Origin of the sequence: Zophobihabitans entericus (assembly GCF_011745665.1) — a bacterium.
GTDB classification, from domain to species: domain Bacteria; phylum Pseudomonadota; class Gammaproteobacteria; order Enterobacterales; family Orbaceae; genus Zophobihabitans; species Zophobihabitans entericus.
On sequence record NZ_CP050253.1, the window covers coordinates 1,861,784 to 1,886,189 of the forward strand.

Sequence of the window (24,406 nt, forward strand, 5' to 3'; positions counted from 1 at the left end):
ACATCAACTAAGCAACTTGAAAATATAAAAACTTCAATAAAATCAAATGCTTATAATTTTAACTATTTGATTTTATTACAGATTTTAATAAACGATAGACAATAAAAATGACCCTAAAGGCCATTTTTATTATAAACAGAATGAGATTTAGACTAACTGTTATAGCTCTTCCTGATGCTTCTTCCCAGCTTCGATAAAGTTAGCCAGTTGTTCCAGACCAATACGCAGTGCCTTTGGCATAGTATCAAGATCAATAGAATCCATCAGATTTTTAACATTTAACCCAAGCTCAGTATCACCCTCAATAATCAGGCGGCGCTGGAAAAATAGAGTATCTGGATCCTGACGGCGCGTTGCAATCAGTACTAAATCATTGGTCTCACCACTGAACGAGACATCAGGAATTTCATCCTGACTGACCACCAACTGATTATCAATAAGACTGATGAACCAGCTTAGCTGCAAGTCTCGGACTTCAATTTTCAGCCAACGGTTCTCCAGAAAATCTAAATCACCATCTTCAAGAGACTGCTGAAATTGTAATTGTAAGAGTTGTTCAATAAGTTTACGTTTTACCGAAAATGGAACATAACGCAGTGGCACACTTAATACATCCGGTGCTTTTTCCATGACCATTACATGTAATTTTTTGTACATATCCATCACGACTAATTCCTAGTTTTCATCTGATAACATTTTCTCGTAGAGGTCGAGATCATAACTTAAACGTTCGAATGTTTCATTAGTAATTGTATGTTGAGCTTTTAACTGATAAAGCGATGAACGTTCGGCACCAATGGCAACCAAGCGTAAACGACGTTCAAGATTCTCTGCTTCCAGTGATTTTTCTTCCAGATCTTTAAGACCAGTACGGCGACGCAGTGAAGCAAGAACACGTGAACTCACTTCATTGACAATGTCTAAATCAACACCAGAAGCGGTAGTTTTTTGTAAGCTATCATACATTTTTTCCAGTGATTCAATTGCCCCTTCTGCCATAATACCTTTAGCATACAGGAGCTCTTTATCAAGTTCTGAGGTGCTCATCGCCTCTGAATTTCTTAATAAGATTGGCATAATAATCACAGCAACAACTAATGAAATTAAAATAACACCAGTAGCAATAAAGACCAGCTCATAACGACCCGTAATTGACATTGGGATAGAGAGCACACCGGCGAGAGTAATCGCACCACGTACACCGGCAAAAGTTGAAATTAACAAATCTCGGGTTGAATACTTAGTGAAAGCCAATGCTGGTCGCTTACCAATTTTAGGTGAATGTCTCATCAGCCATAACCAGAAAAAGCGCATCGCCATTAAAGCAATGTAAACCAGAACCACAATAATGGTTAGTTGCCAAAGTTCGATCGAAGCATCGGTTTCATTTTCAATATAAGTATTAGTTACAATACGAGGTAACTGAATACCCAGTAGTGTAAAGACGAATCCGTTGAACGCGAAGGTCAGCATCGACCAGGTACTATCTGATTGTAAACGCATAGTCAGTGGAGCATTACGCATCATACCTGACTGGCTTACTGTCATACCAGCACTGACTGCCGCTAAGATACCTGAGAATCCAACATGTTCAGCGATGATATAGACCGCAAACGGGAGTAAAAATAGCAATAAAATCTGTGTCGCTGGGTCTTCATTAGTCAGCTTATTAATTAAACGCAGCACTCGGGTAAAAATCCATGTAACCAGAAAACCAGTCGCCAGACCACCAAGAGCCACAAATAAGAAGGTTAATGAAATATCAAACAAATTGAATTCCATCTGACCAACAGCGATTAAAATAGCAAATTTTAAACACACAAGGCCAGAAGCATCATTCATGAGAGCTTCACCCTCAATGATCTCCATTTTGCTTTTTTCAATACGGCCTTTACCGACGATACCACCTAAGGCCACGGCATCGGTTGGAGATAGAACAGCAGCGAGTGCTAAAGCAGCAGGTAGTGAAACATTTGGTAAAATCCAGTGCAACAGGTAACCTAGTGCAACTACGGTAATAATGACCAGTACTAAGGCAAGACCCACGATTTCTCTGACATTATGCACAAAATCTTTTAAAACTGTTTTACGACCATCATCAAATAATAATGGTGGAATAAACAGAACTAAGAATAGCTCAGGATCAAATTCTACATAGAAACCAAATGCGGCTAAAATGCAGCCCAGCAAAATTTGCATAAGTGGAAGTGGAATTTGAAAAGGAAGGATTTTAACCGCCACACCCGAGAGTGAAACGAGTAAGATAAGTGCAAGAATCGTCGAGAATAATACCATGATTTACAGACTTTTTTACGTAATTAATTTGGTAAGATTATATCTGATTTCAATAATTATTTCAGATAAAATTGATGATAATTTGTGCGGAAAAAAGAGGGAAATACAAAAATTATGCTCCCTATGCACAGAAATTTCCTGTACATAGGGAGAAAATAAGCATTTTTATAATGATGCTAAACGGTGACCTAAACTATTCCTGAATGCATAGTTCAATAGGTTTAAAGGCTTTTACATCAAATAAACCGGTTGAAGTCAGCTTCAATTGTGGAATAACGGGTAAGGTCATAAATACCAGCGTCATCAGAGGATGAGCTTTTGGATTGATACCAAATGACTCTTTAGCCACTTTTATCATCACTTCAAGCGACTCTGCTACTTCTTGTGCCGGTTTATCCGACATCAGACCACCAACAGGGAGTGGTAGGTTAGCCAGAATTTTACCGTTTTGACATAGGGAGAAACCACCGCCCATTTTCTCGATGTCTTTAACAGCTGCCAGCATATCGGCGTCATTGTCACCAACGACTACAATGTTATGTGAATCATGGGCTACTGATACAGCAATAGCGCCATTTTTTAAACCATAGTTAGCAATAACACCAAGCCCAATATTTCCTGTTGCATGATGGCGTTCAATAACTGCCAGTTTATTTAAACCATCGTTTAATTTAGCATCAAAATTACCATTAGCATCGGTATTGACGGTTAATTGCAGATGTGAGGTTAAAACACTACCAGGTTTAACCCCAATCGCATTCACTTTGGTTGAGCTTAAAGGGAGTTTAAAGCTATCAACCGATAATGGCGCTAAACGAATGGTATTAAGCACAGTATCTGACGTGTAGTTTGGTACTTCAACAATCATCTTACCATCACGGGCGACTTCTTTACCTGCAACAAAGACATGACGTGGTTTAAAGGCTTTCAGGTCTTCAACAATCAGTAAATCGGCATCATAACCCGGCGCGATAACACCTTTACCTTTGAGCCGGAAGCACTCAGCGGCATTAAGCGTTGCTAAAGAGATAGCAATCAGTGGATCAAGCCCATGTTCAACGGCCAGACGTAAACTCTTATTAATATGGCCGGTTGATAAAATATCTGCCGGTTCACGGTCATCAGTACAAAGTACACAACGACGGGAGTTAGCCGGAGTAATCGCTGGGATTAAGTTGAGTAAGTCTTTACAGGTTGAGCCTTCACGTAATAAGACATATTGGCCTAAACGAATACGCTCAAGCATTGCTGCCTGTGTGCTACATTCATGGTCAGTCATTATACCGCCCATCACATAAGCGGTCAGATCTTTACCTGTCACGCCCGGACTATGACCATCGATCACGCGATCATGCTTTTTCGCCATCAACAGTTTGTTCATCATGGAATCGGAATGATGAATAACACTTGGATAATCCATCACTTCACCAAGACCTAAAACCCCCGGATCCTTGATGAGCTGTTCTAAATCTTCTGCTTCAAGCACAGCACCAGCTTGCTCAAATGGAGTTGCAGGCACGCAGGAAGGTAGCATAATTCTGACATTAAGCGGCAGCTTACGAGAAGCATCTAACATATAACGAATACCATCTAAACCACAAACGTTAGCGATTTCATGCGGATCGGCAATAATCGTGGTGGTACCATAAGGCAGAATACAGCGGGCGAATTGAGGTGGTGTTAAGGATGAAGATTCGATATGTACATGACCATCGATTAAGCCTGGCATTACAAAACCACCTTTGGCATCGATCGTCTCTTTAGCCTGATAGCCTTCACCATAGCCGACAATTTTGCCATGGCCAATTGCCAGCGGGCCATCAACAATTGTTTGATTATAGACATCGATAACTTTACAGTTAGTGATAAGCAGGTCAGCAACTTTTCGTCCTGCTGCCATATCGATTAAATCATTGAGTTGGGTATGATTTGTCACAAGATACCTCTTTTAAACTATTTTAAAACGACAAAAGAAACAGCATCAGCATAGAGTAAATAGGTGGTGAAAACCACCTATCAAATACTTTGATACTGACTATTGTTTAGCCCCTTAGTGATGGCACTTCGGGTGTAACTTACCGTGGCTACAACCACATTTAAAGACCGGAGCAAAGGTTTTTTGTTCATGGAAATCAATCACACCAAGATCAGTAATTGCATAATCAGGAATTGCAGTGATTTGTAAACAACACATATAGAACAGAGGATCAGGTAGATCACAACCTAACTGACGAGCAAGTTGTAGGAGTTTCTCTTCCTCAGCAGCCATCGTGAATGGATCAAGATCAGAAACGATACCGCAAATTGGTAGTGATAAGAAGCCAAGCACTTTGCCATCTTTGACAATTACCTGACCACCGCCATTTTCAGCTAAATAGTTAATCGCAATTGCCATGTCTTCTGAATTGGTACCAATACAAACTACGTTGTTATCATCCGGCGCACAAGAACTTGCCATCGCACCCGCTTTCAATTTCCAGCCAGAACAAAAGCCAACAGCTGGTTTAGTCGTTGTTTTACCAAAACGTTCAACTACAGTTGCATATAAGACGTCGTTCGCTGGATCTGGCATTACAACACCATCTTTAATATCAAGCTCTACCTGACGACCACGGCGCACAAACGGAATATCAAAATCAACATCTAAGGAGAGTGCATGAACGCGCGCTTCTTTAAGATCTGTTCTGACTTTCATATCATCAGCAGTCACTGGTTTTAATTTCATGCTTTGCAGTAACACATTGCTGCGTTTTGGTGCCACAAAGTTATAGACCGTTTCATTGTCCTGAACCACGATTTGGCCTTTAGCAATCACGGTATCAATTTCAAACTTAACTAAATCCTCAACCAGCAGAATGTCTGCAAAACGTCCCGGAGAGATTGAACCTACTAAGTGGTCAATACGATACGCTTCTGCCGAGTTGATTGAGCCCATTTGAATGGCTGTCATTGGATCAACTCCGCGAGCAATTGCCATACGAATCAGTTTGTCCATATGACCATTAGCAATAATATCGGAAGCGATAACATCATCAGTACAGAAACTAACACGACGAGATAAGCGTGGATTTAGATGAGTAATCACTTTCACGTTTTCATCTAAGAAGTGAGAGATAGATGACTCACGAATAATCACATTCATGCCTTTACGGATTTTTTCCATCATCTCTTCGTGATCGTAGCTTTCGTGATCAAGACGTACACCGGCACAAAGGATTGAGTTTAATTTATGACCACGAGTCATCGGCGCACAACCAAATACCGGCAAACGATTAACACGAGCAAATTCAATGGCTTTCATCACGTCATCATGTTGATTCTCGATAAACTCGCTAACTGTTTCCCACACACCAAACACTTCAGGCCATTTTTGTACTTCAGCATGTGTTTGAGCTGTTACGTTAAAACCAACATTACTTTTTGGCAGAGTATAAGGTGTTAAGAATGGTAATCCCCAGAAAACTTTCAGTGGTGTACCATCAATTTCAGCTAAAATTTCTTTAATGCCTTCAAGGCCGGCTGTCACAATATATTGATCCAAACCAGAAATAATACTGGTGGTACCATGTGGCAGAACCGCTTTAGCAAAACTGGTCATGGATAATTTACTACATTCGATATGTAAATGACCATCGATTAAGCCAGGAACAATATATTTACCTTTAGCGTCAATTTCTTTAGTGTTATTACCGATATAAGCAGAAACATCACCGGTTGCAACGATTTTTGAGCGATAAATTGCTACATCAGCAGTATAAATTTCTGCTGAGTTAACGTTGACTAATTTACCGTTTTTGATAACTAAATCAGCCGGAATCTTAGCTGCACCAGCGTCGATCATTTCACGAATATCTTCTCTATACATTGTTGTCATAATAAAGGCTCCAAAATATATTAACTATTTGTAATATCTTCTAAATTAAAATAAAAATGCGTAACGGGCGAGGAATAGCACGGCCATTACTGCTGCACAGATGGTGATCTCTTTATAACGACCAGTGAACAGCTTCATAAATACGTAAGTGATAAATCCTGTTGCAATCCCCTCTGTGATAGTAAAACTAAAAGGCATCATAATGGTGGCAACAAACGCCGGTACTGCTTCGGTTAAATCATCCCACTTAACGCGGGCAAGATCAGACGCCATGAGTACCCCAATATAGATTAAAGCACCGGTTGTTGCATAAAGTGGCACCATTCTTTCCAGTGGTGATAAGAACACGGCACACAGGAATAACACACCAACACCAAGTGCCATCATCCCGGTACGACCACCAACAGCAACACCAGAAGCACTTTCCACATAAGCAGTGACGGCTGATGTTCCCATTGCTGCACCAAGAGCTGATGAAGCACTATCGATATATAGGGATTTCTGTTGATTTGGGTAACGGCCATCTTTATCAGCCAATCCAGCTTTTTCTGTTACGGCAATAAATGTACCTGAGGATTCAAACAGGTTAATTAGCATCACAGAAATGATGATACCAACCAGCGTAACTTCAAACACTTTAGAAAAATCTAATTGCCCGACCACACCAGAAATATCCGGCGGTAAGCTAACCAGACCGTGATAAGTCACTTCCGGGTCGATTGCCCAGCCAATTAAGGTCACAATCACAAAGGATAACAGGATAGAAGAGTTCCACTTGCGCTGTGCCAGAACGGCAACGATTAGAAAGCTTAAACAACCTAAAATAAACGGAATTGAGGTTGGATTACCTAAGCGAACCATCGTGTCGGGATCAGCAATAATAATATGTGCGTTATGTAAACCAATTAGGGTAATCAGAAGTCCACAACCACTACTCACACCAATACGTAGTGATAATGGAATATTTGAGATCATCCAGTAACGCAGACGGAAAACAGAAAGTAAAAACAGACCTGCTGCACCTAAAAAGATCAGAGTCATACCTGTTTGCCAGGTGAGTCCCATTGAACCAACAAGTACATAAGCAAAGTAGGCGTTAATGCCCATGCCAGGAGCCAGTGCGATTGGGAGTTTAGCCACAATCCCCATCAGCATACAGGCAATACCGGTAATGAGTGCGGTGGTAACAAATACCGCTTGAGAATCCATCCCTGCATCACCGAGAATTTTCGGGTTAACAAAGACGATATATACCATAGTAATAAAAGTAGTAAAACTGGCAATTAATTCAGTTTTTAGATTGGTACGATGCTCTTGAAATTGAAAATAGCGATCTAAAAACGATCTTTTTACAGATTGAGAATTATTAGTAGACACGGGAAAGCTCCAAAATGGGGTATTTGGTTAGATAAGTTATAATATGAGAATGTTTGGGAATCATTTAACAATCAGTCTGTTACTATGATGTCTTTGGCGCGGGCGCGCTAATAATAGCCATCATAGGCTGTGTCGTGGCGAATTATAACAAGTGTCTTAACAAAGCTCTATCATTATTTTTGATCGTTTTATCAGAGAAACGTTTTGATGATGTTAATATCTTATTATTAAATAAGTAATTTTGTTTTTGCTGAGAGTGATCAAATAATTCTATAAAAAGATCAGTGCAGTCATAAATATCAAAGTAGAAAGAACCATAAACAGGTAATCAAACCATCTTACTTTCATGATGACAAAATGAGTTCGGGGACTGTTTTCATCAAAGCCTTTGGACTCCATAGCAATAGCCAGACTTTCTGACCAGCGAATTGATTTTACCATCAGCGGAGTCAGAATATGTAAGGAGAGGGGGAAAGCTAAGCGCCCGCGTGCCTGCAAAGCATGGACACTCTTTTTATATTCGTATGGTAAAAGAGGCGCTAAGTTAAGGGCTGCTAAAATACCATAAGCAAATTTAGACGGCAGGCGGAATTGTTGTTCTAAAGAGTAAACAAACTGCTGCATATTAGTGGTTAAAGCAAACAAGAGTCCTAAACCTGCAAATGCATAAATTCTGGTTGCAAGTTGTAAGCCACTCTGTACTGAGACCGGCATCATTACGGCCTGATTTAAGCTGGTTGAAATAGATGTTTCTGGTGCTGATGAGAAGAAAAAACCAGCAGTAAAAAAGCCCGCTGCTGCTAACGAGACCCAAAACAGAATGATAAATAGCTTTTTGAGATTTGCTTTGGCCAGAAGGAGCAGGATTAATGCAACCACAAAAACGGTAAGATTAAAATAAATATGGTAGGTGAGAGAGAGTAAAATCCCGCAGATAATAATTGTCAGGCATTTATACGCCGGATTTAAATATTGCATTGTGATTCCTCCGAGCCTGTATAACAGTTGATAATCGTTCCTTCTTCACAATGATACCAATATTGTCCGTAAGATTTTGCCAGTTCAAGATCATGGGTGGTAAAAATGATTGAGATATGGCGCTCTTTCACTTGTCTGAGTAAAAAGTTCATCATATTTTGGGCTGAACGCCTGTCCAGTCCATAAGTTGGCTCGTCGCATAACAGAATTTCGCACTGGCAGGCCATTAAGGCACAAACAGCAAGTCGTCGTTGTTGTCCCTGACTGAGCATATAAGGAGAAAAGTCCCGGTACTGCCATAAGTTTACTTGTTGTAAATAATATTGAACGAGGGTAGGGATTTCTGCCTGATGAGCAATTTCCGGTAGACTAAAAGCGATCTCATCATAGACGCTATTGGTAATAAACTGATCCAGTGGATTTTGAAAAACAATACCCACTTTAATCGCATAAGATTTAGCCGAGATTTTTTTTATTGGTTTATCCTGCAGGAAAATAGTCCCCTGATAATTCAGCATTCTGGATAAAGCCGAGAGCAGAGAGCTTTTTCCACTGCCACTTTTACCGGTTAAGGCCGTCATCTTGCCCCGATAAAAATCCAAATTGATATCGTTAAGAATTTGTCTGTCTTCATAACGAATACCAACATTTTTTAAAGTAAAAATAGGTGCGTGTTTTATTGGTTCACTGGGTTCAAAAAGCGTCGGACGATAGGCCTGTTTGGGTAAAGCAACGCCGGCTTCTGTTAGTTTGTCGGAATACTGAGACAGATTATTTCTATCTATATGGCGGTATAAGATCTTACCTTTTGGGCCAAGGACAATCATCTCATCAGCGATGTTAATAAAATTACTGATATGGTGATCGACAATAATCAGTGTCGCCTGATGTTCTTGTTGGTAAGCAGCCAGTCGATCACAGAGTTTTTTAGAAGTCGCCGGATCGATATTGGCAAAGGGTTCATCCAGAATAATATACTGGCTACCCAAGGCAATCATACAGGCGAGCATCACTTGCTGTTTTTCTCCACCAGAGAGGGTATAGAGTTCACGGTGGCGCAAAGACTCGATGTGACAAAAGCTCAGGGTCTCATCAACTTTTGGCTGAATATCTGCTCTTGGTGTTTGAATATTTTCCAGACAGAAAATCAGCTCATTCTCGACCGTATTCATACAAAATTGCAGATTAGGATTTTGAAACATCAACCCTACAGTTTTAGCACGCTCAGCAGCGGGTAAATTTTGAATATCCTGACCATTGAACAATACTTCTCCGTGACTTATATGACCGGAATGTTTTGGATAAATGCCAGCTAATATATGACAAAGAGTACTTTTACCACATCCGGATGCACCGGTGAAAAGCACAACACTACCCTGAGGAATTTCAATATTGAAATCCTCAAGAATAGGTTCATCACTTTCCGGGTGATAATAAAATGTTAGCTGCTTAACGGACAATCCCTGTGTCATTTTGCACCTTTGGTTGGGTAATGTGTTTTCCTAGCGGATAACTTTTTAACACGCCTGATTTTGCCAGTCTGTCACCGCAGATTTTCATGAGTAGCCCGGCAAATATCAGAGAAGAAGCCAGACGGACTAAAAACATGGCAATCAGTATTCCGAACGATAACTGACCAAAACCAGAACGGAAAAAGCCCCAAATAAAACTCATAATGCAACATCCTGTTGCAGCACTACAAATGGCTAAAGTATCAAAACGTCTATAACGAAACAGGGCAAAGCCAAGCTCTGCACCAAGACCTTGTAAAAAACCGGAGACAAACACAATCGGACCATAGAAATTACCCATAATCACCTCGAGTAACGCTGCCAGCATTTCAGCAATAATTGCCACACCGGCTTTTTGCATAATATAAGCAGCCAGCGTTGCTGCCATAAACCAGATGCCAAAAACCAGTTCATTAGCAAATAGGGCTAAGCCAAATGGTGTTAACAAAACAGCAAGAAGCGCGGCAAAATGTACAGTTACCAGATAAATGACAGAAAAGAACAGAGCAAGGATTGCCACCATAATGATGTCTTTGAGTTGCCATTGATAAGTCTTTTTCATCTTAGTTCTCCATCACTTTTGATGGGCTATTAACTGATAAGGTTGCTTCCAGCACATAGTGAGGCAAATGTTGACGAGCATAAGCAAGAACCTCATCAAAATAGGCAAAAATCTGACTTGCTGAGCCGTTAATCATTGTCACGTAATGAGCTTTTTGGGGGCTTAATTGATATTTATGTGCCAGTTCAACGACGTGTTGAATATGTGACATATAACTATCCACACCAAAGGCATAGAAAGAGATTTTAGCGCTAACGGGAATATTTTTACCTTGGGGAATTGTGATTAAATTGTTAGCGATATCATCAGTATTTAAGAAACTATCAGCATCCACATCACCCGGGCAACCGCGCGAGAAGGTTAGTTCACTTACCATATGCAAGTTTGGTTGATAGGCGTAAATAAAAGCGGCTCTTACGCAATCAATCACATGCAACTGTTTACCGCGGTAAAGTGTACTTAAGTGATCAGTCTGTGCCCAGACTTTTTCAGTATTTAGTTTATGTATTGCTGACACAATAACTTCAACAAACTGGTCTGTCATTGGATAGAGAGAAAAGCGGCAACCGGTGACATCAACAGCACCTTGTGTACCACAGGCAGAAGAACAAGAGGACAAATTGGACATAAAAACTCCCTTCAATATTAGAATAATATTTGAGGAGTAAAAAATAGAAATCAGTGTGTTACGACTGAATAATTTATGACATTCTATTTAATACTCCCTTCGGCGGTATTAACCGCATCAGGTTCAACGGGTATCATCTCAGCTTGTTACAGCACCCCGGTATTCAAAAAAGTAACATAATCTGTTGGTGAGATCAAATGACACTTTTGTCATTGATAGTATTGATGGCAAACAGTTTAGTGATTTTTTATCAATAAAAACTTTAATAAAATCAAAGGGTTATGAATTTTACTTTAAGGTGTAGCTTATTGATTTTATTCGAGTTTTTGAAGTGTGTTTTCAGGTTTAAGCTCTGATTCTTCCTGAGCAATTTCTGCAATTTGTGGGTTAATTGGCTTTTTAACTTCAATCCCTTGTTCACGGAATTGTTCCAGCTGACCAATGACATTACCTCTGCCGCGTGACAGCTTATTCATAGCGCTTTGGAAGGTGTCCTGAGAACGTTCGATAATATTACCCAGATTCTCCATATCTTCGACAAAACCACGCATTTTGTCATACAGTTTGCTGGCTTTCTCGGCAATTTCTTGCGCATTACGGTTTTGATTATCATAACGCCATAAATTATTAATGGTTCTTAAAGCGACCAGTAATGTAGTTGGGCTCACCAGAATAATGTTATTTTTGAGTGCTTCATTAATCAAAGTTGGATCGCGATCAATGGCTGCCACAAACGCTGGCTCAACCGGAATAAACATTAAAATATAATCCAGTGATTTAATACCCAGTAGCTTGTGATAATCCTTTTGACTTAGTTGCTTAATGTGACTACGGACAGAGATTAGATGCTCACTTAACGCTTGTTCTTTCTTCTGTTCGTCATCACTATTAAAGTAACGTTCATAAGCCACCAGTGTCATTTTAGCATCGATAACTACGTCATGCCCGTGTGGTAAATGAACGAGGACATCAGGTTGAGAACGACCATTAGAGCCATCATCTTTTTGCAGGCTGGCCTGTACATCATATTCATAACCTTCACGCAGACCAGATGATTCAAGCACCCGGCTGAGAACGACTTCCCCCCAGTTACCCTGAGTTTTGTTATTCCCTTTTAACGCATTGGTAAGATTAACCGCATCTTTAGCCATCTGTTCATTAAGCTGTTTTAGGTGACGAATTTCAAACGCAAGAGTATGACGCTCTTTGGCTTCTTCGTTATAACTGTCCTGAACCTGTTTTTTAAAGCCTTCGAGTTGCTCTTTCAGTGGTGATAACATCAAATCTAAACTTTGCTTATTTTGTTGCTCAAATTTCTTACCACTTTGATCGAAAATACGATTGGCCAGATTTTCAAATTGTTCAGTCAGACGTTGTTCACTTTGTATGAGTAAACGTTGTTTTTCATCAGCGGCGGAGCGGGTCTCTTCCAGACGGGTTTTTGCTTCAGCCAGTTCTGCATAGAGCTGAGTGTTGGTGAGGCGTAATTGATTGAGCTCTTGTAGGAGCTTTTCTTGCTGCTGCTGATAGAGCGGAATTTGCTGGGCTTTTTCAGCTAGCGCAGCGTATTTGATATTGAGTTCACTACGTTCCTGATAAAGCTGTTGCAGAGTCTCTTCCGCTTTTTGGTAACTGGTTGCCAGTTCTAAGTTATCTTGTTGTCTTTCACGCAGTTGCAGTTCAGCAATTTGTTGCTGAGATTTCAAATTTAAACGAGATTTAATTGCATAGATGCAGAGAATCAGGCATAACACGGCCAGAATTATTGTCGCTGTCATTAATAATTCAGGTTGGTTCATGGCATTGACTCTCTGTTATGAATGGGATTCGTAAAATCTATAATTAAGCCTTGTCTATTGTGAAGGACATAACATCTTTCAGGCTTTGTGCTTCTAATGCTAACATAATTAATCGATCAAGACCTAATGCAACACCGGCACAATTTGGCAGACCTGCTGTTAACGCTGAAAGAAAGTTTTCATCAATCACTTGTTCTGGCAGGCCTTTTTCCTGACGAATTTGATTGTCCTTTTCAAAGCGATGACGCTGTTCTTCCACTTCAACCAGTTCTTTAAAGCCATTAGCCAGTTCTACACCTTTATAGTAAAACTCAAAGCGTTTAGCTACACGGTTATCTTCGGTACTGATTTCTGCCAGCGCAGCCTGAGAAGCAGGGAAGTTATAAACTACAATTGGTTTTTCTAAACCAATTTGTGGTTCAACACCAAAGGTGAATAAAAATTGTAGTAATGTATCATTATCTACATCTGTAGTCTCAAAGCCTAAGTTAAGATTATTCACTGCGGCAATTAAAGTGTCCCTATCGTCACTGAGCGGATCAATATCTAAATGGCGTTGGAAAGCTTTTTGGTAAGTAATCTGTTCGGCCGGTTCACAATCTAAAATAATCTGTAACAGATCGTCCACTTCATTAATAATTTGCAGCATATCAAACTGAATACGATACCATTCAAGCATAGTAAATTCAGGGTTGTGATAGCGGCCAGCCTCTTCATTACGGAAACATTTACAGATTTGATAAATTGGGCCACTACCTGCCGCAATCAGGCGTTTCATATGGTATTCAGGACTGGTAATCAAAGACAAAGCCTGTCCTTTTTGGTCATTTGGTGTGCCCGGTGTAAAGTACTCGGTATGGAAAGAGGCTAAATGTACATCTGTTACAGCAGCATGGCTAAGGATTGGAGTTTCCACTTCAATCACACCGCGATCAGCAAAAAATTGACGAATTTTGTTAATAATCTTCGTACGTTTTAATAAATTGGCAATGGGAGCATCTGGCTGCCACATTACTGACTCACTCATGAAAAGTAACCTTTCTATTTGAAAATTGCCGCATAGTTTACCGTCATTCTCAATATAAACAAAACCGAAATGATAACTGCTTAAAAATCATTTGATTATAAATTTCACGACACATCGTTTGGTAACGATGTAACAGAATTTATCTGGTTTAGGCAGACCTTCATAAACCGACAGATTTTTTAAAATGATAAAACAGACTGGGTTATTTTAGGGTTATGAATACTTATTTGAAGATGGCGATGTATACAGACAAAATAGCACAAGGATTTTCCTTATTAGAGCTGCTTTTTGTTATCAGTGTGATTGGTGTTTTATCTGCTATTGGCTTACATGGCTGGCAGACTATACAGCAGCGTGCTCAGCTCTCTTCTGCCACTATGCAATTGCTGGCTTTTATCAAAGAGGTACAGGATGATGCTAACTGGCGTAATCAAACCAATACGTTACATCTTTTTATAGGGAGTAAGTTTACGCCGTGGTGTCTGGCTGTTACAGAAGAGAGCAGACCGGTAAGTTGTGATACCAGGCTACGTTTTATTCAACCAGATCCGTCTGTTGAGATAACTGGTTTTACTGAAATCTCCACTTTAGCGTTTTATGGTAAACGAGAAATGGCACAAACAGGAACAATCAGACTGGAAAATAGCTTAGGGCAAACCAGAGTGATTGTATCTACCCGTGGGCGCATTCGTTACTGCGCCTATAACTTTTACTTAAGTGGATTTCCTAAATGTTAGAACGTGGATTCTCATTGTTTGAAATGCTTATCGTATTGAGTTTATCGAGCTTAATGATGATGGCTGCGATGGTATTTTACCCGCAATTACAACTGCAAATTGTTAAAGCATATCAGGTCTACCGACTCGATCAATCATTACGTGGTGCCTTAGCAGGACTTGGTAAAGATCTACGCAGAGCAGGGTTTATCGCCGGTGATACAGGTAATGCTGTTGGTGAACCGATAGAAATTAGCAGTGCTAAAGATTGTGTGATTATCCGCTATGACTTAGATCGTACCGGAAAGTGGGAGTATCACATTGGTGATGCAAAAACTTCAGATATTTTTGTCTATCGTCTGAATAAAAATAATCTGGAGTATCGTACTGGTGTACCAAATTGTACCGGCACAGGTTGGGAGAAAATCTTAGATGAAAAAGAGATCAAAATAGTGGCTTTTAAGTTACAGGAACAACATGGCTATATTCAAATTATCCTGACGGGTTTATTAAAGAATCAGATATCTATTGAGCAAACTCTTACACAAATTATTAAGTATGAAAATCGTTTATTATCCTGATAACTGTGATCAGCAGGGCTTTAGTGCTATTGCTCTGGTGCTGGTTTTATTATTGCTGGGGATGTTACTGTTGACCGGATTTTATCAGTCTCTGTTTATCTGGCAAAAAAGTGATGTGTATGAGAGGCGTTATTTCCGTTCTTATAATCAGGCCAGTTCAGGGCTGGTATGGGGAAAATTACAAAGCTGGAACACTCCAACAGAAAGCTGGCAATGTCAGAAAGAGCTCTCTTTGAAACTTGACGTGTGTGTTAAGCAAGCCTCTTTTGGAGGAATGATAATACTCAAAAGTATTGGTCAGGATTTAGTGTTATACCATTTGGCTTATTATGACTCAGTAACACAAAAACTGGTGTCAGAATCAGGTCACTGGCTGGATTTTTGCCCGGAGCGAGTAGGTTATGATTGTGAATAAATCTGGTTTAAGTGAATCGGGTATGAGTTTAGTTGAAACATTAATCGCACTCTTTTTATTTGCCGGTGTTATCGTGAGTTTACTGACTTACCAGCAAACCTTAACGGAGAGTTTTTATACCAAACAAAAACAGCAACAAGCATGGAGAATAGGGTTTCAGTTACTCGATAGTTATCCGGATTCTTTGTCGGGGATAATTCCAGATAACTGGCAGGCTCGGGTTAACGTGGTGAGACATCTTGAGGATTGTAAAGTAGTTGAGGTAAGTGTGAAGCCAGATATTGGGCAAATGATTAGTTTAGTCAGGCTTATTTGTTGAGTGGTTTGGGGCGGACTTCGCTGTCCGGAACCATGTTTTTTGTTTAGTGTTTGTTATTAGCATGGTATTGAGCGGGGGCACGCCCCGCTTGCGTGATCTCTTTGGTGAAGTGGCTGGTTCTGTGGGCTTGATGGCCTACCATACACCAGAGGCACCCGTTCGTCAGGCTCACTAAGACCTCTGGAATATGGTCTCCATCAATCAAAGCAATGTTGGCGGAAACAGGACACTTCTTTTATTTAGATTGATAAGATTTATACTGATTTGGTGAAGAATATTACTTTATCATGTAAAAATATTAACCATTTGATTTTATTTAAGAAATTTAAAGCTGTAATATTTCTGGTTTATTGGTGAATAATTAAATGATTTCAAAACGTTAACTATTCAAGAATCCTCATCATATCTCTATCCACAAATGACTAATATCATCATTTAATGACCAAGAATTTTTAGTTAAGTGATTAGGTCATGATGTTAAGTGTTTTATTTACTTTGCTTACTTTATTTACTTTGTTTACAACGGTGAAGCTTTGATTGATGGAGAGCGTACCTCATAGGTCTTAGCGAGTCCTCGAGCGGGTGCCTATGGGGTGCGGTAGGCCATCAAGTCTCACCGAATCTGCAACATCACCAAAAACATTGCGCCTAGGCGGCGCAGTCCGCCTCAAACCAAATGCTAATAACAAATAACAACACTAAAAAATTGCGCCCGGGCGGCGCAGTCCGCCCCAAACCCAATGTTAATAAACAGAGAAAACACGACAGCGGGGCGTGCTCCCCGCCAACTCCAGGCTAATAACCAAAAAAGCCCTAAATCGCTTTTATATATCCCTTAATAACATCTACCGAGTGCTTAAATTGCTCTTTCTCTTTAGCATTAAAATCCAGTTGAATGATTTTTTTAATGCCATGCTGATCAATAACTGCCGGTACGCCAATGGCGACATCTTTATAACCATATTCACCGTCCAGTACACAAGATACTGCAAGGGCACGATGGCTATTGGTGAAAATATTATGACAGATCTCTGCAATGGTGCTGGCGATACCATATTCAGTACGGCCTTTCTGGTTCAAAATCTCAAAGCCCATCTTTCTGGCTTTATCTCCAAGGGCGTCAAAATCAAGCGGAACACGTTCATAACCATTTAAATTCATGCCATAAACAGAAGAGTGTGACCAGACCGGAAATTGTGAATCACCATGTTCACCGACAATAAAGGCATCAATACTTTGTGGACCAATTTGTAATTCATCTGCAAGAATACGACGCAAGCGTGTGGTGTCGAGCCAAACCCCGGTCCCAATAATTTTATGGCGAGGTAAGCCGGATAACTTCCAGACCTGATAAGTAATAGCATCACAAGGATTGGTTGCGATAAGGAAAATACCTTTAAATCCATGTTTCATCATATCCGGAATTAGCGTCTTCATTATTCGGGATGTTCCTGCTAGTTCCTCTGTACGCGATTTTGAAGCAAGTCCACCTGTCAGAGTAATAATCGCAATATCAATATCAGCACAATCTGTTGACTCACGGACACTGATTTTTAACATGCTTGGTCGGTAAGATGCTGCATCCATTAAATCTTTGGCGTGACCCTGAACCAGCTCTTTATTGAGATCGACAAGTGCGATTTCTTCACAAATGCCACGATTGACGAGTGTATAAGTGCTGGTTGAACCTACATTGCCAACGCCAATAATCATTACTTTGCGTAGTTTCATAAGATGTTTCCTTTCATCATTAAGCATACAAATATATTAGGCTTGTGCCTGTAAATGATCAATAGAACGGATATAAAAGTCTCTGTCTTATTTCCTCTGATCTTTCTTGCTTAAAGATGAATTATCACTGGCAAATTATATTTGCTTTATATATAATACGCCGTCGCTTTCAACCAACTCTTTTTTCACGTTCCTTGCTTTCATGGGCTATGGTTGACCCGGACAGAAAGCTGATTAATCCGTAGGGAGCACTAATGCGTCATTACGAAATCGTATTTATGGTTCATCCAGACCAAAGCGAACAAGTGCCTGGTATGATTGAACGTTATACTGGTACTTTATCAACTGATGGTGGCAAGATTCATCGCCTGGAAGACTGGGGTCGTCGTCAATTGGCTTATCCAATCGAAAAATTGCACAAAGCACACTATGTTCTTATGAACGTAGAAGCTACTCAAGAAGCGGTTAACGAGTTAGAAGATAACTTCCGTTTCAACGATGCAGTGATTCGTAGTTTAATTATGCGTACTAAACACGCTGTGACTGAAACTTCTCCAATGTTAAAAGCAAAAGATGACCGTAAAGGAAATCAAGAAAGCTTTGCTGACGTTGATACAGAAGACAGTTCTGAGGAATCAGAAGATTAATCATTGATGGCTAATCGTTTGGTTATGTCGGGTACAGTGTATAAGACACCCATCCGAAAAGTAAGTCCAAATGGCATTCCGCATTGTCAGTTTTATTTAGAGCATAGCTCAAACCAAACTGAAGCAGGATTTAGCCGACAAGCGTGGTGTAACATCCCCGTTATTGTAAGTGGACACAATGATTTAACACACAGTATTAAAAAAGGCAGTAAGATTCAGGTAAGTGGTTTTATTAGTACACATAAAAGTCGTAATAATTTAAACCAACTGGTTTTACATGCTGACCATATTGAATTATTAGGAGAGTAGCCAATGGCTCGTTATTTCCGTCGTCGTAAATTCTGCCGTTTTACAGCAGAAGGCATTCAAGAAATTGATTACAAAGATATTTCTATGCTAAAAAGTTTTATCACTGAAAGTGGTAAAATTGTTCCTAGCCGTATCACTGGTACAAGCGCTAAATACCAACGCCAGTTAGCTCGCGCAATCAAACGCGCTCGTTACCTAGCTTTATTACCATATACTGATAACCATCAGTAATTAGCAACAGAGGAAAACATAATGCAAATTATTCTACTCGACAAAGTTGCTAATTTAGGCAGCTTAGGTGATCAAGTTAATGTTCGTGCAGGTTATGCTCGTAACTTTTTGATTCCACAAGGGAAAGCAGTTCCTGCAACTAAAAAGAACGTTGAGTTTTTCGAAGCTCGTCGTGCTGAATTAGAAGCTAAACTTGCTGACACATTAAAAGCAGCTGAAGCTCGTGCAGCATCAGTCGTAGCACTAGGTAGTGTATCTATCGCATCTAAAGCAGGTGACGAAGGTAAACTATTTGGTTCTATTGGTACGCGTGATATCGCAGATGCAGTTAAAGCAGCAGGTGTTGAAGTTTCTAAGAGCGAAGTTCGTTTACCAAATGGTGTATTACGTACACTTGGTGAACACGAAGTTTCTTTCCAACTTCACAGTGAAGTATTTGCGAAACTTATCGTAAATATCGTTGCTGAAGCTTAAGTATACTGGAACACAATTTCTAGTGTTTATATAAACCCGCGCTATGCGGGTTTTTTTATCCATAAAGCTATTCATAAGGCTTAGCTATAAGGCTTATTTATAAGGAAAGCAAAATGACAAAATCATTTGAGACTATTGAAGAACAGGCAAGCTATGGTATTGGTTTACAAATTGGCCAACAGCTACAAGAATCAGGCTTAAAGAATTTAAGCTCTAAAGCGATTGAAGCAGGTCTGGCTGATGTATTAGCAGGTAATCCACCAGCGCTTTCTCTGGAAGTGTTACACAATGCGTTAAGCAAATTGCATGAAGCTGCTGCACAAGAACGTCAGGAAAAATCTAAATTAGCAGCTAAAGAAGGTACTGAATTCTTAGCTGCTAATTTAGCTAAAGATGGTGTGAAGAGTACTGAATCAGGTTTACAATACAAAGTATTAAATCAGGGTTCTGGTGCAATTCCATCAGCGGCTGATCATGTACGTGTGCATTATACCGGTCGTTTAATCGATGGCACTGTATTTGATAGTTCAGAACAACGCGGACAACCTGCAGAGTTTCCGGTAAGTGGCGTTATTGCTGGTTGGGTTGAAGCATTACAACTTATGCCTGTCGGCTCTAAATGGCAGCTTTATATCCCTCAGGAACTGGCTTATGGTGAGCGTGGTGCTGGTGCATCAATTCCGCCATACAGTGCACTTATTTTTGATGTAGAGTTATTAGATATTATCTAATTATTATTCCTGATGAGGGTAATTTATACCCTCATATTCTTATTTCTATTGATTAATTCTGCGTTTAGAGCTTCTAAAGAAAATTCAGCTGTGATGCCTATTTGTTGTAAAAATAAGACGTCGTGAGAAACCAAGATCATTGTTCCCGTATAGCCTGATAGAACTTGGATGAGATACTCTTTGGTCGTGAGATCAATATTATTAGTGATTTCATCAAGTAGCAGTAAAACAGGAGGATTAGCCGTAATTTTAGCGAGACTTAATCTCACTTTTTCACCACCAGATAATGTCTCAACGGTTTGATTTAGTGCTTCATGTTTATAAAATAAAAATGTATTAAGATGTTGTCGAATCTGTTGTTCATTCCAGTCAGGTGCGGACTTTTCAAGTTCTTGTTGTACAGTTAAATGTAAATCTAGCTCAGGGTAATTTTGCTGTAAATAACCAATATCTTTTGGTTCAGGTAAATGCCAGCTTCCTGTTTTAAATAGTGTATTATCTCCATAAATTGCTCTTAGAAGTGTGGTTTTACCACTTCCATTATTACCTTGAATCACCAGTCTATCACCACTATAACACCTTAAATTAAGGTGATTTAGTAATGGCGAATCTTTTGTATATCCCAAACTTCCATCTCGTATCTCTATCACTAAACTATTTTTAATTATTTTAGGATTGAGCTGAAAAGTAGGGGAGAGCATTTTAGGAAGATAGAGTGAAGACATCTGTTGTTGTAATTTATCTTTTTGCTCGGCAATCAGCTTCTGTTTTTTACCAGTGTTCTCTTGTGCATAACTCGATTTCATATGGCCAACAATAGGTGACCATTTCTTATCTTGAATACTTTTAAGTCCTTTAGACTTACTTCTTGCTGTCCTTTTTTGTTCCTGCATGCGCTTATTGTGTAGCTCTTTTTGTTGCTGTTGTAACTGCCTTTGTTGCGAGGCAATACTCTCTTTTAACTGTTGGTTCACTGACAAATAATTTTCATAGCTACCACTAAATTGTGTGATTTTTTGATTATTGATATGCCAAAGCTCTGTCGTGCAGCGAGTAATCAGTTCCGGGTCATGAGTAACCACCAGTAAAGTACCCTGATAACGTTCCAAAAGAGCAAATAAACTCTTACGGTTTTTATGATCTAAATGATTGGTTGGCTCGTCTAGTAACAGAATATTTGGATGCTTAGCTAAAACTTGTGAGAGCTGCTTATTTAATGCTTGCCCGCCACTGAGTTGTTTATCATTGTCAAAAAACTGTGGTAAATAGCCGACAATAACATTATCAGGTAGAGATATTTGGCCGTCATGGACGATATTATTCGCAGAGTGTGAATGACTGAGCAGAGTTAATAGCGTTGATTTACCTGAACCATTATCTCCAATAATAGCGATTTTTTGGCCTGAATAAATAGTTGTGCTGAAATGACTAAAACAGGTTTTATGGGGAAACGATAAACCCAAATCGTTAATAGCAATAGGAGAATGCATAAACATGACCTTTTAACAGTAATAAGAAGAAGGACTTTGATTCTATGATTCAAGTTCAATCCACTTAGCTTGAATCTGTTAAAGATGTTTGTTCATGAGCTTTATTCTCCTGTGAGATAGATCTTTAAGACTTAAATATTGGTGCATACTTTAATCGTAAAATTATAGTGGAGTAAACAGTTATTTTGTCAAAATAAGCAACTTTATGGTTAACGTTTTAATAAAGAATAACTTTTATTCAGAGATTAATTTTAGTAAAAGCGAGTAAGAACGACTAAAACAGAGATAAACGTTATTCATAGTCAGAGTTAATTTTGCTACAATAAATTTTTATTTTATAAAAAAGAGATTCTCATGACAAATAATCCAATTCGAATTGCTATTGCAGGTGCTGGTGGGCGCATGGGGCGTCAGCTAATTCAGGCAACAGAACAACTTGATGGCGTGGTACTTGGTGCTGCATTTGAACGTACTGGTTCTTCATTACTTGGCGCTGATGCTGGTGAACTGGCGGGCATTGGTAAAAACGGTATTGTGGTAACAGACAGTCTGGATAAAGCCAAGGATCAGTTTGATGTTTTTATTGACTTTACCCGTCCGGAAGGAACCTTAGTACATCTGGAATTCTGTGTTGCTCATCATAAAAATATGGTAATTGGGACAACCGGTATTGATGATGCAGGTAAAGCAAAAATCAAGCAAGCAGCAGAGAAGATTGGTATTGTTTTTGCAGCTAACTTTAGTGTCGGTGTTAACGTATTATTAAAGTTGCTCGAAAAAGCCTCTAAAGTCATGGGCGATTATACTGATATTGAAATTATTGAAGCTCATCACCGTCATAAAGTTGATGCTCCGTCAGGAACAGCACTGGCAATGGGTGAAGTGATTGCTGAAACACTGGGGCGGGATCTTAAGAAGTGCGCCGTTTATGCCAGAGAGGGGCATACCGGTGAGCGTGCGCGGGATAGTATTGGTTTTGCCACTATTCGTGCCGGTGATATTATCGGCGAACATACGGCTATTTTTGCTGATATTGGTGAGCGCGTAGAGATTACTCATAAAGCATCAAGCCGCATGACATTTGCTAATGGCGCTGTACGTTCAGCCAACTGGCTGGCGAAACAACCGGTTGGTTTATATGATATGCGTGATGTGCTTGGTTTAAATGAATTGTAGTTAAGTTTAATTAAATCAAATGGTTATAAAAAGCGGGATTTCCCCGCTTTTCCTTTATTAGTCGTTCTTAAATTACTCGAGAAAACTGTTGCTGACGTGCTAAACGACGTAAATAAACATCAAAACACATACAGATATTACGAATCAACAGACGGCCTTTTGGTGTGACTTCCAGACTGGTTTCTGTCAGGTTAATCAGCTTATCCTGCACCAGTGGATTTAACAGTTGTAAATCTTCAGCAAAATACTCATCAAAATGGATGTTATGCAGTTTTTCAATCTGTGATTTATCAAGAGAGAAATGGCAAATAAGCTGCTTAATCACATCACGACGGATTTTATCATCTTCATTCATCACAAAGCCTTTCCAGAGTGCATGACCTTGTTTAGTCACTTCTGCTTCATAAACAGATAATTCTTTTTGATTTTGTGAATAACAGTCACCAAGCATACTGATAGCTGAAACACCAAGACCCAGCAGGTCATTATTCCCCTGTGTGGTATAACCCTGGAAGTTACGATGTAAAATACCTTCTTTTTGCGCCAGAGCCAGTTCATCTGTCGGTTTAGCAAAGTGATCCATGCCAATGAACTGATAACCTGATTGTGTTAAAAACTTAATCGTTTCCTGCAAAATTTTCAGTTTTTCTGGTGCTGTTGGCAAATCATGATCTTTGATTTTACGCTGCGCTGCAAAGCGTTGTGGTAAATGTGCGTAGTTAAAGACACTGAGTCTGTCCGGTGAAAGTTCTGCCACTTTTTGCAGTGTATACATAAAACTTTCTACCGTTTGTTTTGGTAAACCGTAAATTAAATCCAGATTGATAGACTGGAATTTCTGCTGTTTGGCACGCTCAATCAGGCTAGTAATGAATTTCTCATCCTGCTCACGGTTAACCAGTTTTTGGACTTCTTTATTAAAGTCTTGAATACCAATACTTAAACGATTAAATCCAACATGGGCTAAGTGATCAACCATGCTGAGATCGATTTCCCGCGGATCGACTTCTAAAGAAAGCTCGGCATCAGCTGCAAAGTTGAAGTTCTCACGTAACGCTTTCATTAAACGGTCAATTTCAAACTTATTTAAAAATGTTGGTGTTCCACCACCCCAGTGCATTTGAGTTACTGTTCTATTCTTAAATAGTTTGGCGCGTTGAATAATTTCCTGCTCAAGTATGTCCAGATAGCGGGTGACTTTATCCGTCTGGCGGGTAATCATTTTATTACAACCACAGAAGTAACAAAGCTTATGGCAAAATGGAATATGAATATATAAAGACAGGGCACGATCCGGATAGTGGTTCGTTTCGGTGAGAAATTGTTGCTCGGTAAAGGCTTCATTAAATTCCAGCGCAGTCGGGTAAGAGGTATAACGTGGTCCGGAATAGTTATACTTCTCGATTAGTGACTGATCCCACTCAACGGGCAGATTGACATTTGACATGCTACTTCCAAAGTTTATCAGCGCAACTTTTTATTATTTTTGATCTGGCTGTGATTTATTTTATTTAACTGATTCTTCTGTTTACGTT

The 24,406-nt window shown here is 39.6% G+C and carries 24 protein-coding genes and 1 riboswitch; of the genes, 10 read left to right on the forward strand and 14 right to left on the reverse strand.

What is annotated here, in order from left to right:
• Nucleotides 1-159: 159 nt before the first annotated feature.
• The 11 genes from ubiT to epmA form a co-directional block, all read right to left on the reverse strand.
• Entirely contained in the window at nucleotides 160-657 is a 498-nt protein-coding gene (ubiT, locus tag IPMB12_RS08430) for a ubiquinone anaerobic biosynthesis accessory factor UbiT (RefSeq protein ID WP_166917748.1), read from the reverse strand.
• A gap of 18 nt (nucleotides 658-675) precedes the next feature.
• Nucleotides 676-2,295 carry a Na+/H+ antiporter gene (locus IPMB12_RS08435; protein ID WP_166916786.1) on the reverse strand — a complete coding sequence of 540 codons (1,620 nt, stop codon included), beginning with the start codon at nucleotides 2,293-2,295 and terminating at the stop codon, nucleotides 676-678.
• Nucleotides 2,296-2,488: 193 nt separating this feature from the next.
• A complete protein-coding gene (gene ade, locus IPMB12_RS08440) occupies nucleotides 2,489-4,231 on the reverse strand; it encodes an adenine deaminase (RefSeq protein ID WP_208293468.1) in 1,743 nt (580 codons plus the stop codon).
• A 114-nt stretch (nucleotides 4,232-4,345) separates the two neighbouring features.
• Complete coding sequence (locus tag IPMB12_RS08445) at nucleotides 4,346-6,160, reverse strand: adenine deaminase (RefSeq protein WP_166917750.1); 1,815 nt, start codon at nucleotides 6,158-6,160, stop codon at nucleotides 4,346-4,348.
• Between the two features lie 54 nt (nucleotides 6,161-6,214).
• Nucleotides 6,215-7,546 carry an NCS2 family permease gene (locus IPMB12_RS08450; RefSeq protein WP_166916789.1) on the reverse strand — a complete coding sequence of 444 codons (1,332 nt, stop codon included), beginning with the start codon at nucleotides 7,544-7,546 and terminating at the stop codon, nucleotides 6,215-6,217.
• Between the two features lie 270 nt (nucleotides 7,547-7,816).
• The gene (locus IPMB12_RS08455; protein ID WP_166916791.1) at nucleotides 7,817-8,524 is read right to left on the reverse strand and encodes an energy-coupling factor transporter transmembrane component T family protein; all 708 of its coding nucleotides are present in this window, start codon (nucleotides 8,522-8,524) and stop codon (nucleotides 7,817-7,819) included.
• Nucleotides 8,512-9,996, reverse strand: coding sequence for an ABC transporter ATP-binding protein (locus IPMB12_RS08460; RefSeq protein ID WP_166916793.1), 1,485 nt, complete (start codon nucleotides 9,994-9,996; stop codon nucleotides 8,512-8,514). The genes IPMB12_RS08455 and IPMB12_RS08460 overlap by 13 nt, the downstream gene beginning before the upstream one ends.
• Nucleotides 9,974-10,597, reverse strand: a complete 624-nt coding sequence (locus IPMB12_RS08465; RefSeq protein WP_166916795.1) for an ECF transporter S component — start codon at nucleotides 10,595-10,597, stop codon at nucleotides 9,974-9,976. Before IPMB12_RS08465 ends, IPMB12_RS08460 begins: the two co-directional genes overlap by 23 nt.
• Nucleotide 10,598: 1 nt before the next feature.
• A complete protein-coding gene (locus IPMB12_RS08470; protein ID WP_166916797.1) occupies nucleotides 10,599-11,225 on the reverse strand; it encodes a YkoF family thiamine/hydroxymethylpyrimidine-binding protein in 627 nt (208 codons plus the stop codon).
• A gap of 77 nt (nucleotides 11,226-11,302) precedes the next feature.
• Nucleotides 11,303-11,394, reverse strand: a riboswitch (TPP riboswitch).
• Nucleotides 11,395-11,539: 145 nt separating this feature from the next.
• A complete protein-coding gene (gene rmuC, locus IPMB12_RS08475; RefSeq protein WP_166916799.1) occupies nucleotides 11,540-13,024 on the reverse strand; it encodes a DNA recombination protein RmuC in 1,485 nt (494 codons plus the stop codon).
• Nucleotides 13,025-13,067: 43 nt separating this feature from the next.
• Complete coding sequence (gene epmA / locus IPMB12_RS08480) at nucleotides 13,068-14,051, reverse strand: elongation factor P--(R)-beta-lysine ligase (protein ID WP_166916801.1); 984 nt, start codon at nucleotides 14,049-14,051, stop codon at nucleotides 13,068-13,070.
• Between the two features lie 215 nt (nucleotides 14,052-14,266).
• Here epmA and IPMB12_RS08485 point away from each other — a divergent pair, with 215 nt between their 5' ends.
• Genes IPMB12_RS08485 through IPMB12_RS08500 form a run of 4 tightly spaced genes read left to right on the forward strand, consistent with a single transcriptional unit; the run spans nucleotide 14,267 to nucleotide 16,082 of the window.
• Nucleotides 14,267-14,788, forward strand: coding sequence for a prepilin-type N-terminal cleavage/methylation domain-containing protein (locus tag IPMB12_RS08485; RefSeq protein ID WP_166916803.1), 522 nt, complete (start codon nucleotides 14,267-14,269; stop codon nucleotides 14,786-14,788).
• Nucleotides 14,782-15,348: a prepilin peptidase-dependent protein gene (locus IPMB12_RS08490; protein ID WP_166916805.1), complete on the forward strand. Its 567-nt coding sequence runs from the start codon at nucleotides 14,782-14,784 to the stop codon at nucleotides 15,346-15,348. Before IPMB12_RS08485 ends, IPMB12_RS08490 begins: the two co-directional genes overlap by 7 nt.
• Nucleotides 15,326-15,763 carry a DUF2509 family protein gene (locus IPMB12_RS08495; protein ID WP_166916807.1) on the forward strand — a complete coding sequence of 146 codons (438 nt, stop codon included), beginning with the start codon at nucleotides 15,326-15,328 and terminating at the stop codon, nucleotides 15,761-15,763. Before IPMB12_RS08490 ends, IPMB12_RS08495 begins: the two co-directional genes overlap by 23 nt.
• Nucleotides 15,750-16,082 carry a prepilin-type N-terminal cleavage/methylation domain-containing protein gene (locus IPMB12_RS08500; protein ID WP_166916809.1) on the forward strand — a complete coding sequence of 111 codons (333 nt, stop codon included), beginning with the start codon at nucleotides 15,750-15,752 and terminating at the stop codon, nucleotides 16,080-16,082. The genes IPMB12_RS08495 and IPMB12_RS08500 overlap by 14 nt, the downstream gene beginning before the upstream one ends.
• Before the next feature lie 813 nt (nucleotides 16,083-16,895).
• On the opposite strand, the gene IPMB12_RS08505 is transcribed toward IPMB12_RS08500, so the two are convergent.
• Nucleotides 16,896-17,813 (reverse strand): L-lactate dehydrogenase, encoded by a 918-nt coding sequence (locus tag IPMB12_RS08505; protein WP_166916811.1) that lies wholly within the window; start codon nucleotides 17,811-17,813, stop codon nucleotides 16,896-16,898.
• Between the two features lie 254 nt (nucleotides 17,814-18,067).
• On the opposite strand from IPMB12_RS08505, the gene rpsF reads away from it, so the two are divergent.
• The 5 genes from rpsF (at nucleotide 18,068) to IPMB12_RS08530 (ending at nucleotide 20,205) form a co-directional block, all read left to right on the forward strand.
• Nucleotides 18,068-18,460 carry a 30S ribosomal protein S6 gene (gene rpsF / locus IPMB12_RS08510; protein ID WP_166916813.1) on the forward strand — a complete coding sequence of 131 codons (393 nt, stop codon included), beginning with the start codon at nucleotides 18,068-18,070 and terminating at the stop codon, nucleotides 18,458-18,460.
• Between the two features lie 6 nt (nucleotides 18,461-18,466).
• On the forward strand, nucleotides 18,467-18,769 hold the full coding sequence (gene priB, locus IPMB12_RS08515) for a primosomal replication protein N (RefSeq protein WP_166916815.1): 303 nt from the start codon (nucleotides 18,467-18,469) through the stop codon (nucleotides 18,767-18,769).
• A 3-nt stretch (nucleotides 18,770-18,772) separates the two neighbouring features.
• Nucleotides 18,773-19,000, forward strand: a complete 228-nt coding sequence (gene rpsR / locus IPMB12_RS08520; RefSeq protein ID WP_166916817.1) for a 30S ribosomal protein S18 — start codon at nucleotides 18,773-18,775, stop codon at nucleotides 18,998-19,000.
• A gap of 21 nt (nucleotides 19,001-19,021) precedes the next feature.
• On the forward strand, nucleotides 19,022-19,474 hold the full coding sequence (gene rplI, locus IPMB12_RS08525) for a 50S ribosomal protein L9 (RefSeq protein WP_166916819.1): 453 nt from the start codon (nucleotides 19,022-19,024) through the stop codon (nucleotides 19,472-19,474).
• Nucleotides 19,475-19,587: 113 nt separating this feature from the next.
• Complete coding sequence (locus IPMB12_RS08530) at nucleotides 19,588-20,205, forward strand: FKBP-type peptidyl-prolyl cis-trans isomerase (protein WP_166916821.1); 618 nt, start codon at nucleotides 19,588-19,590, stop codon at nucleotides 20,203-20,205.
• A 23-nt stretch (nucleotides 20,206-20,228) separates the two neighbouring features.
• On the opposite strand, the gene IPMB12_RS08535 is transcribed toward IPMB12_RS08530, so the two are convergent.
• Complete coding sequence (locus IPMB12_RS08535) at nucleotides 20,229-21,695, reverse strand: ATP-binding cassette domain-containing protein (RefSeq protein ID WP_166916823.1); 1,467 nt, start codon at nucleotides 21,693-21,695, stop codon at nucleotides 20,229-20,231.
• A gap of 354 nt (nucleotides 21,696-22,049) precedes the next feature.
• On the opposite strand from IPMB12_RS08535, the gene dapB reads away from it, so the two are divergent.
• Nucleotides 22,050-22,871, forward strand: coding sequence for a 4-hydroxy-tetrahydrodipicolinate reductase (gene dapB, locus IPMB12_RS08540; protein WP_166916825.1), 822 nt, complete (start codon nucleotides 22,050-22,052; stop codon nucleotides 22,869-22,871).
• Nucleotides 22,872-22,938: 67 nt separating this feature from the next.
• Here the strand turns inward: dapB and hemN are convergent, their stop codons facing one another.
• A complete protein-coding gene (gene hemN / locus IPMB12_RS08545; protein ID WP_166916827.1) occupies nucleotides 22,939-24,318 on the reverse strand; it encodes an oxygen-independent coproporphyrinogen III oxidase in 1,380 nt (459 codons plus the stop codon).
• Between the last annotated feature and the right edge of the window lie 88 nt (nucleotides 24,319-24,406).

Excerpts from the sequence above, each read along its gene's own strand:
- ubiT (WP_166917748.1), bottom strand. The coding sequence starts at position 657 with ATGTACAAAAAATTACATGTAATGGTCATGGAAAAAGCACCGGATGTA.
- IPMB12_RS08460 (WP_166916793.1), bottom strand. The coding sequence starts at position 9,996 with ATGACACAGGGATTGTCCGTTAAGCAGCTAACATTTTATTATCACCCG.
- rplI (WP_166916819.1), top strand. The coding sequence starts at position 19,022 with ATGCAAATTATTCTACTCGACAAAGTTGCTAATTTAGGCAGCTTAGGT.
- IPMB12_RS08500 (WP_166916809.1), top strand. The coding sequence starts at position 15,750 with ATGATTGTGAATAAATCTGGTTTAAGTGAATCGGGTATGAGTTTAGTT.
- dapB (WP_166916825.1), top strand. The coding sequence starts at position 22,050 with ATGACAAATAATCCAATTCGAATTGCTATTGCAGGTGCTGGTGGGCGC.
- hemN (WP_166916827.1), bottom strand. The coding sequence starts at position 24,318 with ATGTCAAATGTCAATCTGCCCGTTGAGTGGGATCAGTCACTAATCGAG.
- rmuC (WP_166916799.1), bottom strand. The coding sequence starts at position 13,024 with ATGAACCAACCTGAATTATTAATGACAGCGACAATAATTCTGGCCGTG.
- rpsF (WP_166916813.1), top strand. The coding sequence starts at position 18,068 with ATGCGTCATTACGAAATCGTATTTATGGTTCATCCAGACCAAAGCGAA.
- IPMB12_RS08445 (WP_166917750.1), bottom strand. The coding sequence starts at position 6,160 with ATGTATAGAGAAGATATTCGTGAAATGATCGACGCTGGTGCAGCTAAG.
- IPMB12_RS08455 (WP_166916791.1), bottom strand. The coding sequence starts at position 8,524 with ATGCAATATTTAAATCCGGCGTATAAATGCCTGACAATTATTATCTGC.
- IPMB12_RS08470 (WP_166916797.1), bottom strand. The coding sequence starts at position 11,225 with ATGTCCAATTTGTCCTCTTGTTCTTCTGCCTGTGGTACACAAGGTGCT.
- IPMB12_RS08485 (WP_166916803.1), top strand. The coding sequence starts at position 14,267 with ATGAATACTTATTTGAAGATGGCGATGTATACAGACAAAATAGCACAA.
- IPMB12_RS08490 (WP_166916805.1), top strand. The coding sequence starts at position 14,782 with ATGTTAGAACGTGGATTCTCATTGTTTGAAATGCTTATCGTATTGAGT.
- epmA (WP_166916801.1), bottom strand. The coding sequence starts at position 14,051 with ATGAGTGAGTCAGTAATGTGGCAGCCAGATGCTCCCATTGCCAATTTA.
- IPMB12_RS08465 (WP_166916795.1), bottom strand. The coding sequence starts at position 10,597 with ATGAAAAAGACTTATCAATGGCAACTCAAAGACATCATTATGGTGGCA.
- priB (WP_166916815.1), top strand. The coding sequence starts at position 18,467 with ATGGCTAATCGTTTGGTTATGTCGGGTACAGTGTATAAGACACCCATC.
- IPMB12_RS08535 (WP_166916823.1), bottom strand. The coding sequence starts at position 21,695 with ATGCATTCTCCTATTGCTATTAACGATTTGGGTTTATCGTTTCCCCAT.
- IPMB12_RS08435 (WP_166916786.1), bottom strand. The coding sequence starts at position 2,295 with ATGGTATTATTCTCGACGATTCTTGCACTTATCTTACTCGTTTCACTC.
- IPMB12_RS08530 (WP_166916821.1), top strand. The coding sequence starts at position 19,588 with ATGACAAAATCATTTGAGACTATTGAAGAACAGGCAAGCTATGGTATT.
- IPMB12_RS08495 (WP_166916807.1), top strand. The coding sequence starts at position 15,326 with ATGAAAATCGTTTATTATCCTGATAACTGTGATCAGCAGGGCTTTAGT.
- rpsR (WP_166916817.1), top strand. The coding sequence starts at position 18,773 with ATGGCTCGTTATTTCCGTCGTCGTAAATTCTGCCGTTTTACAGCAGAA.
- IPMB12_RS08505 (WP_166916811.1), bottom strand. The coding sequence starts at position 17,813 with ATGAAACTACGCAAAGTAATGATTATTGGCGTTGGCAATGTAGGTTCA.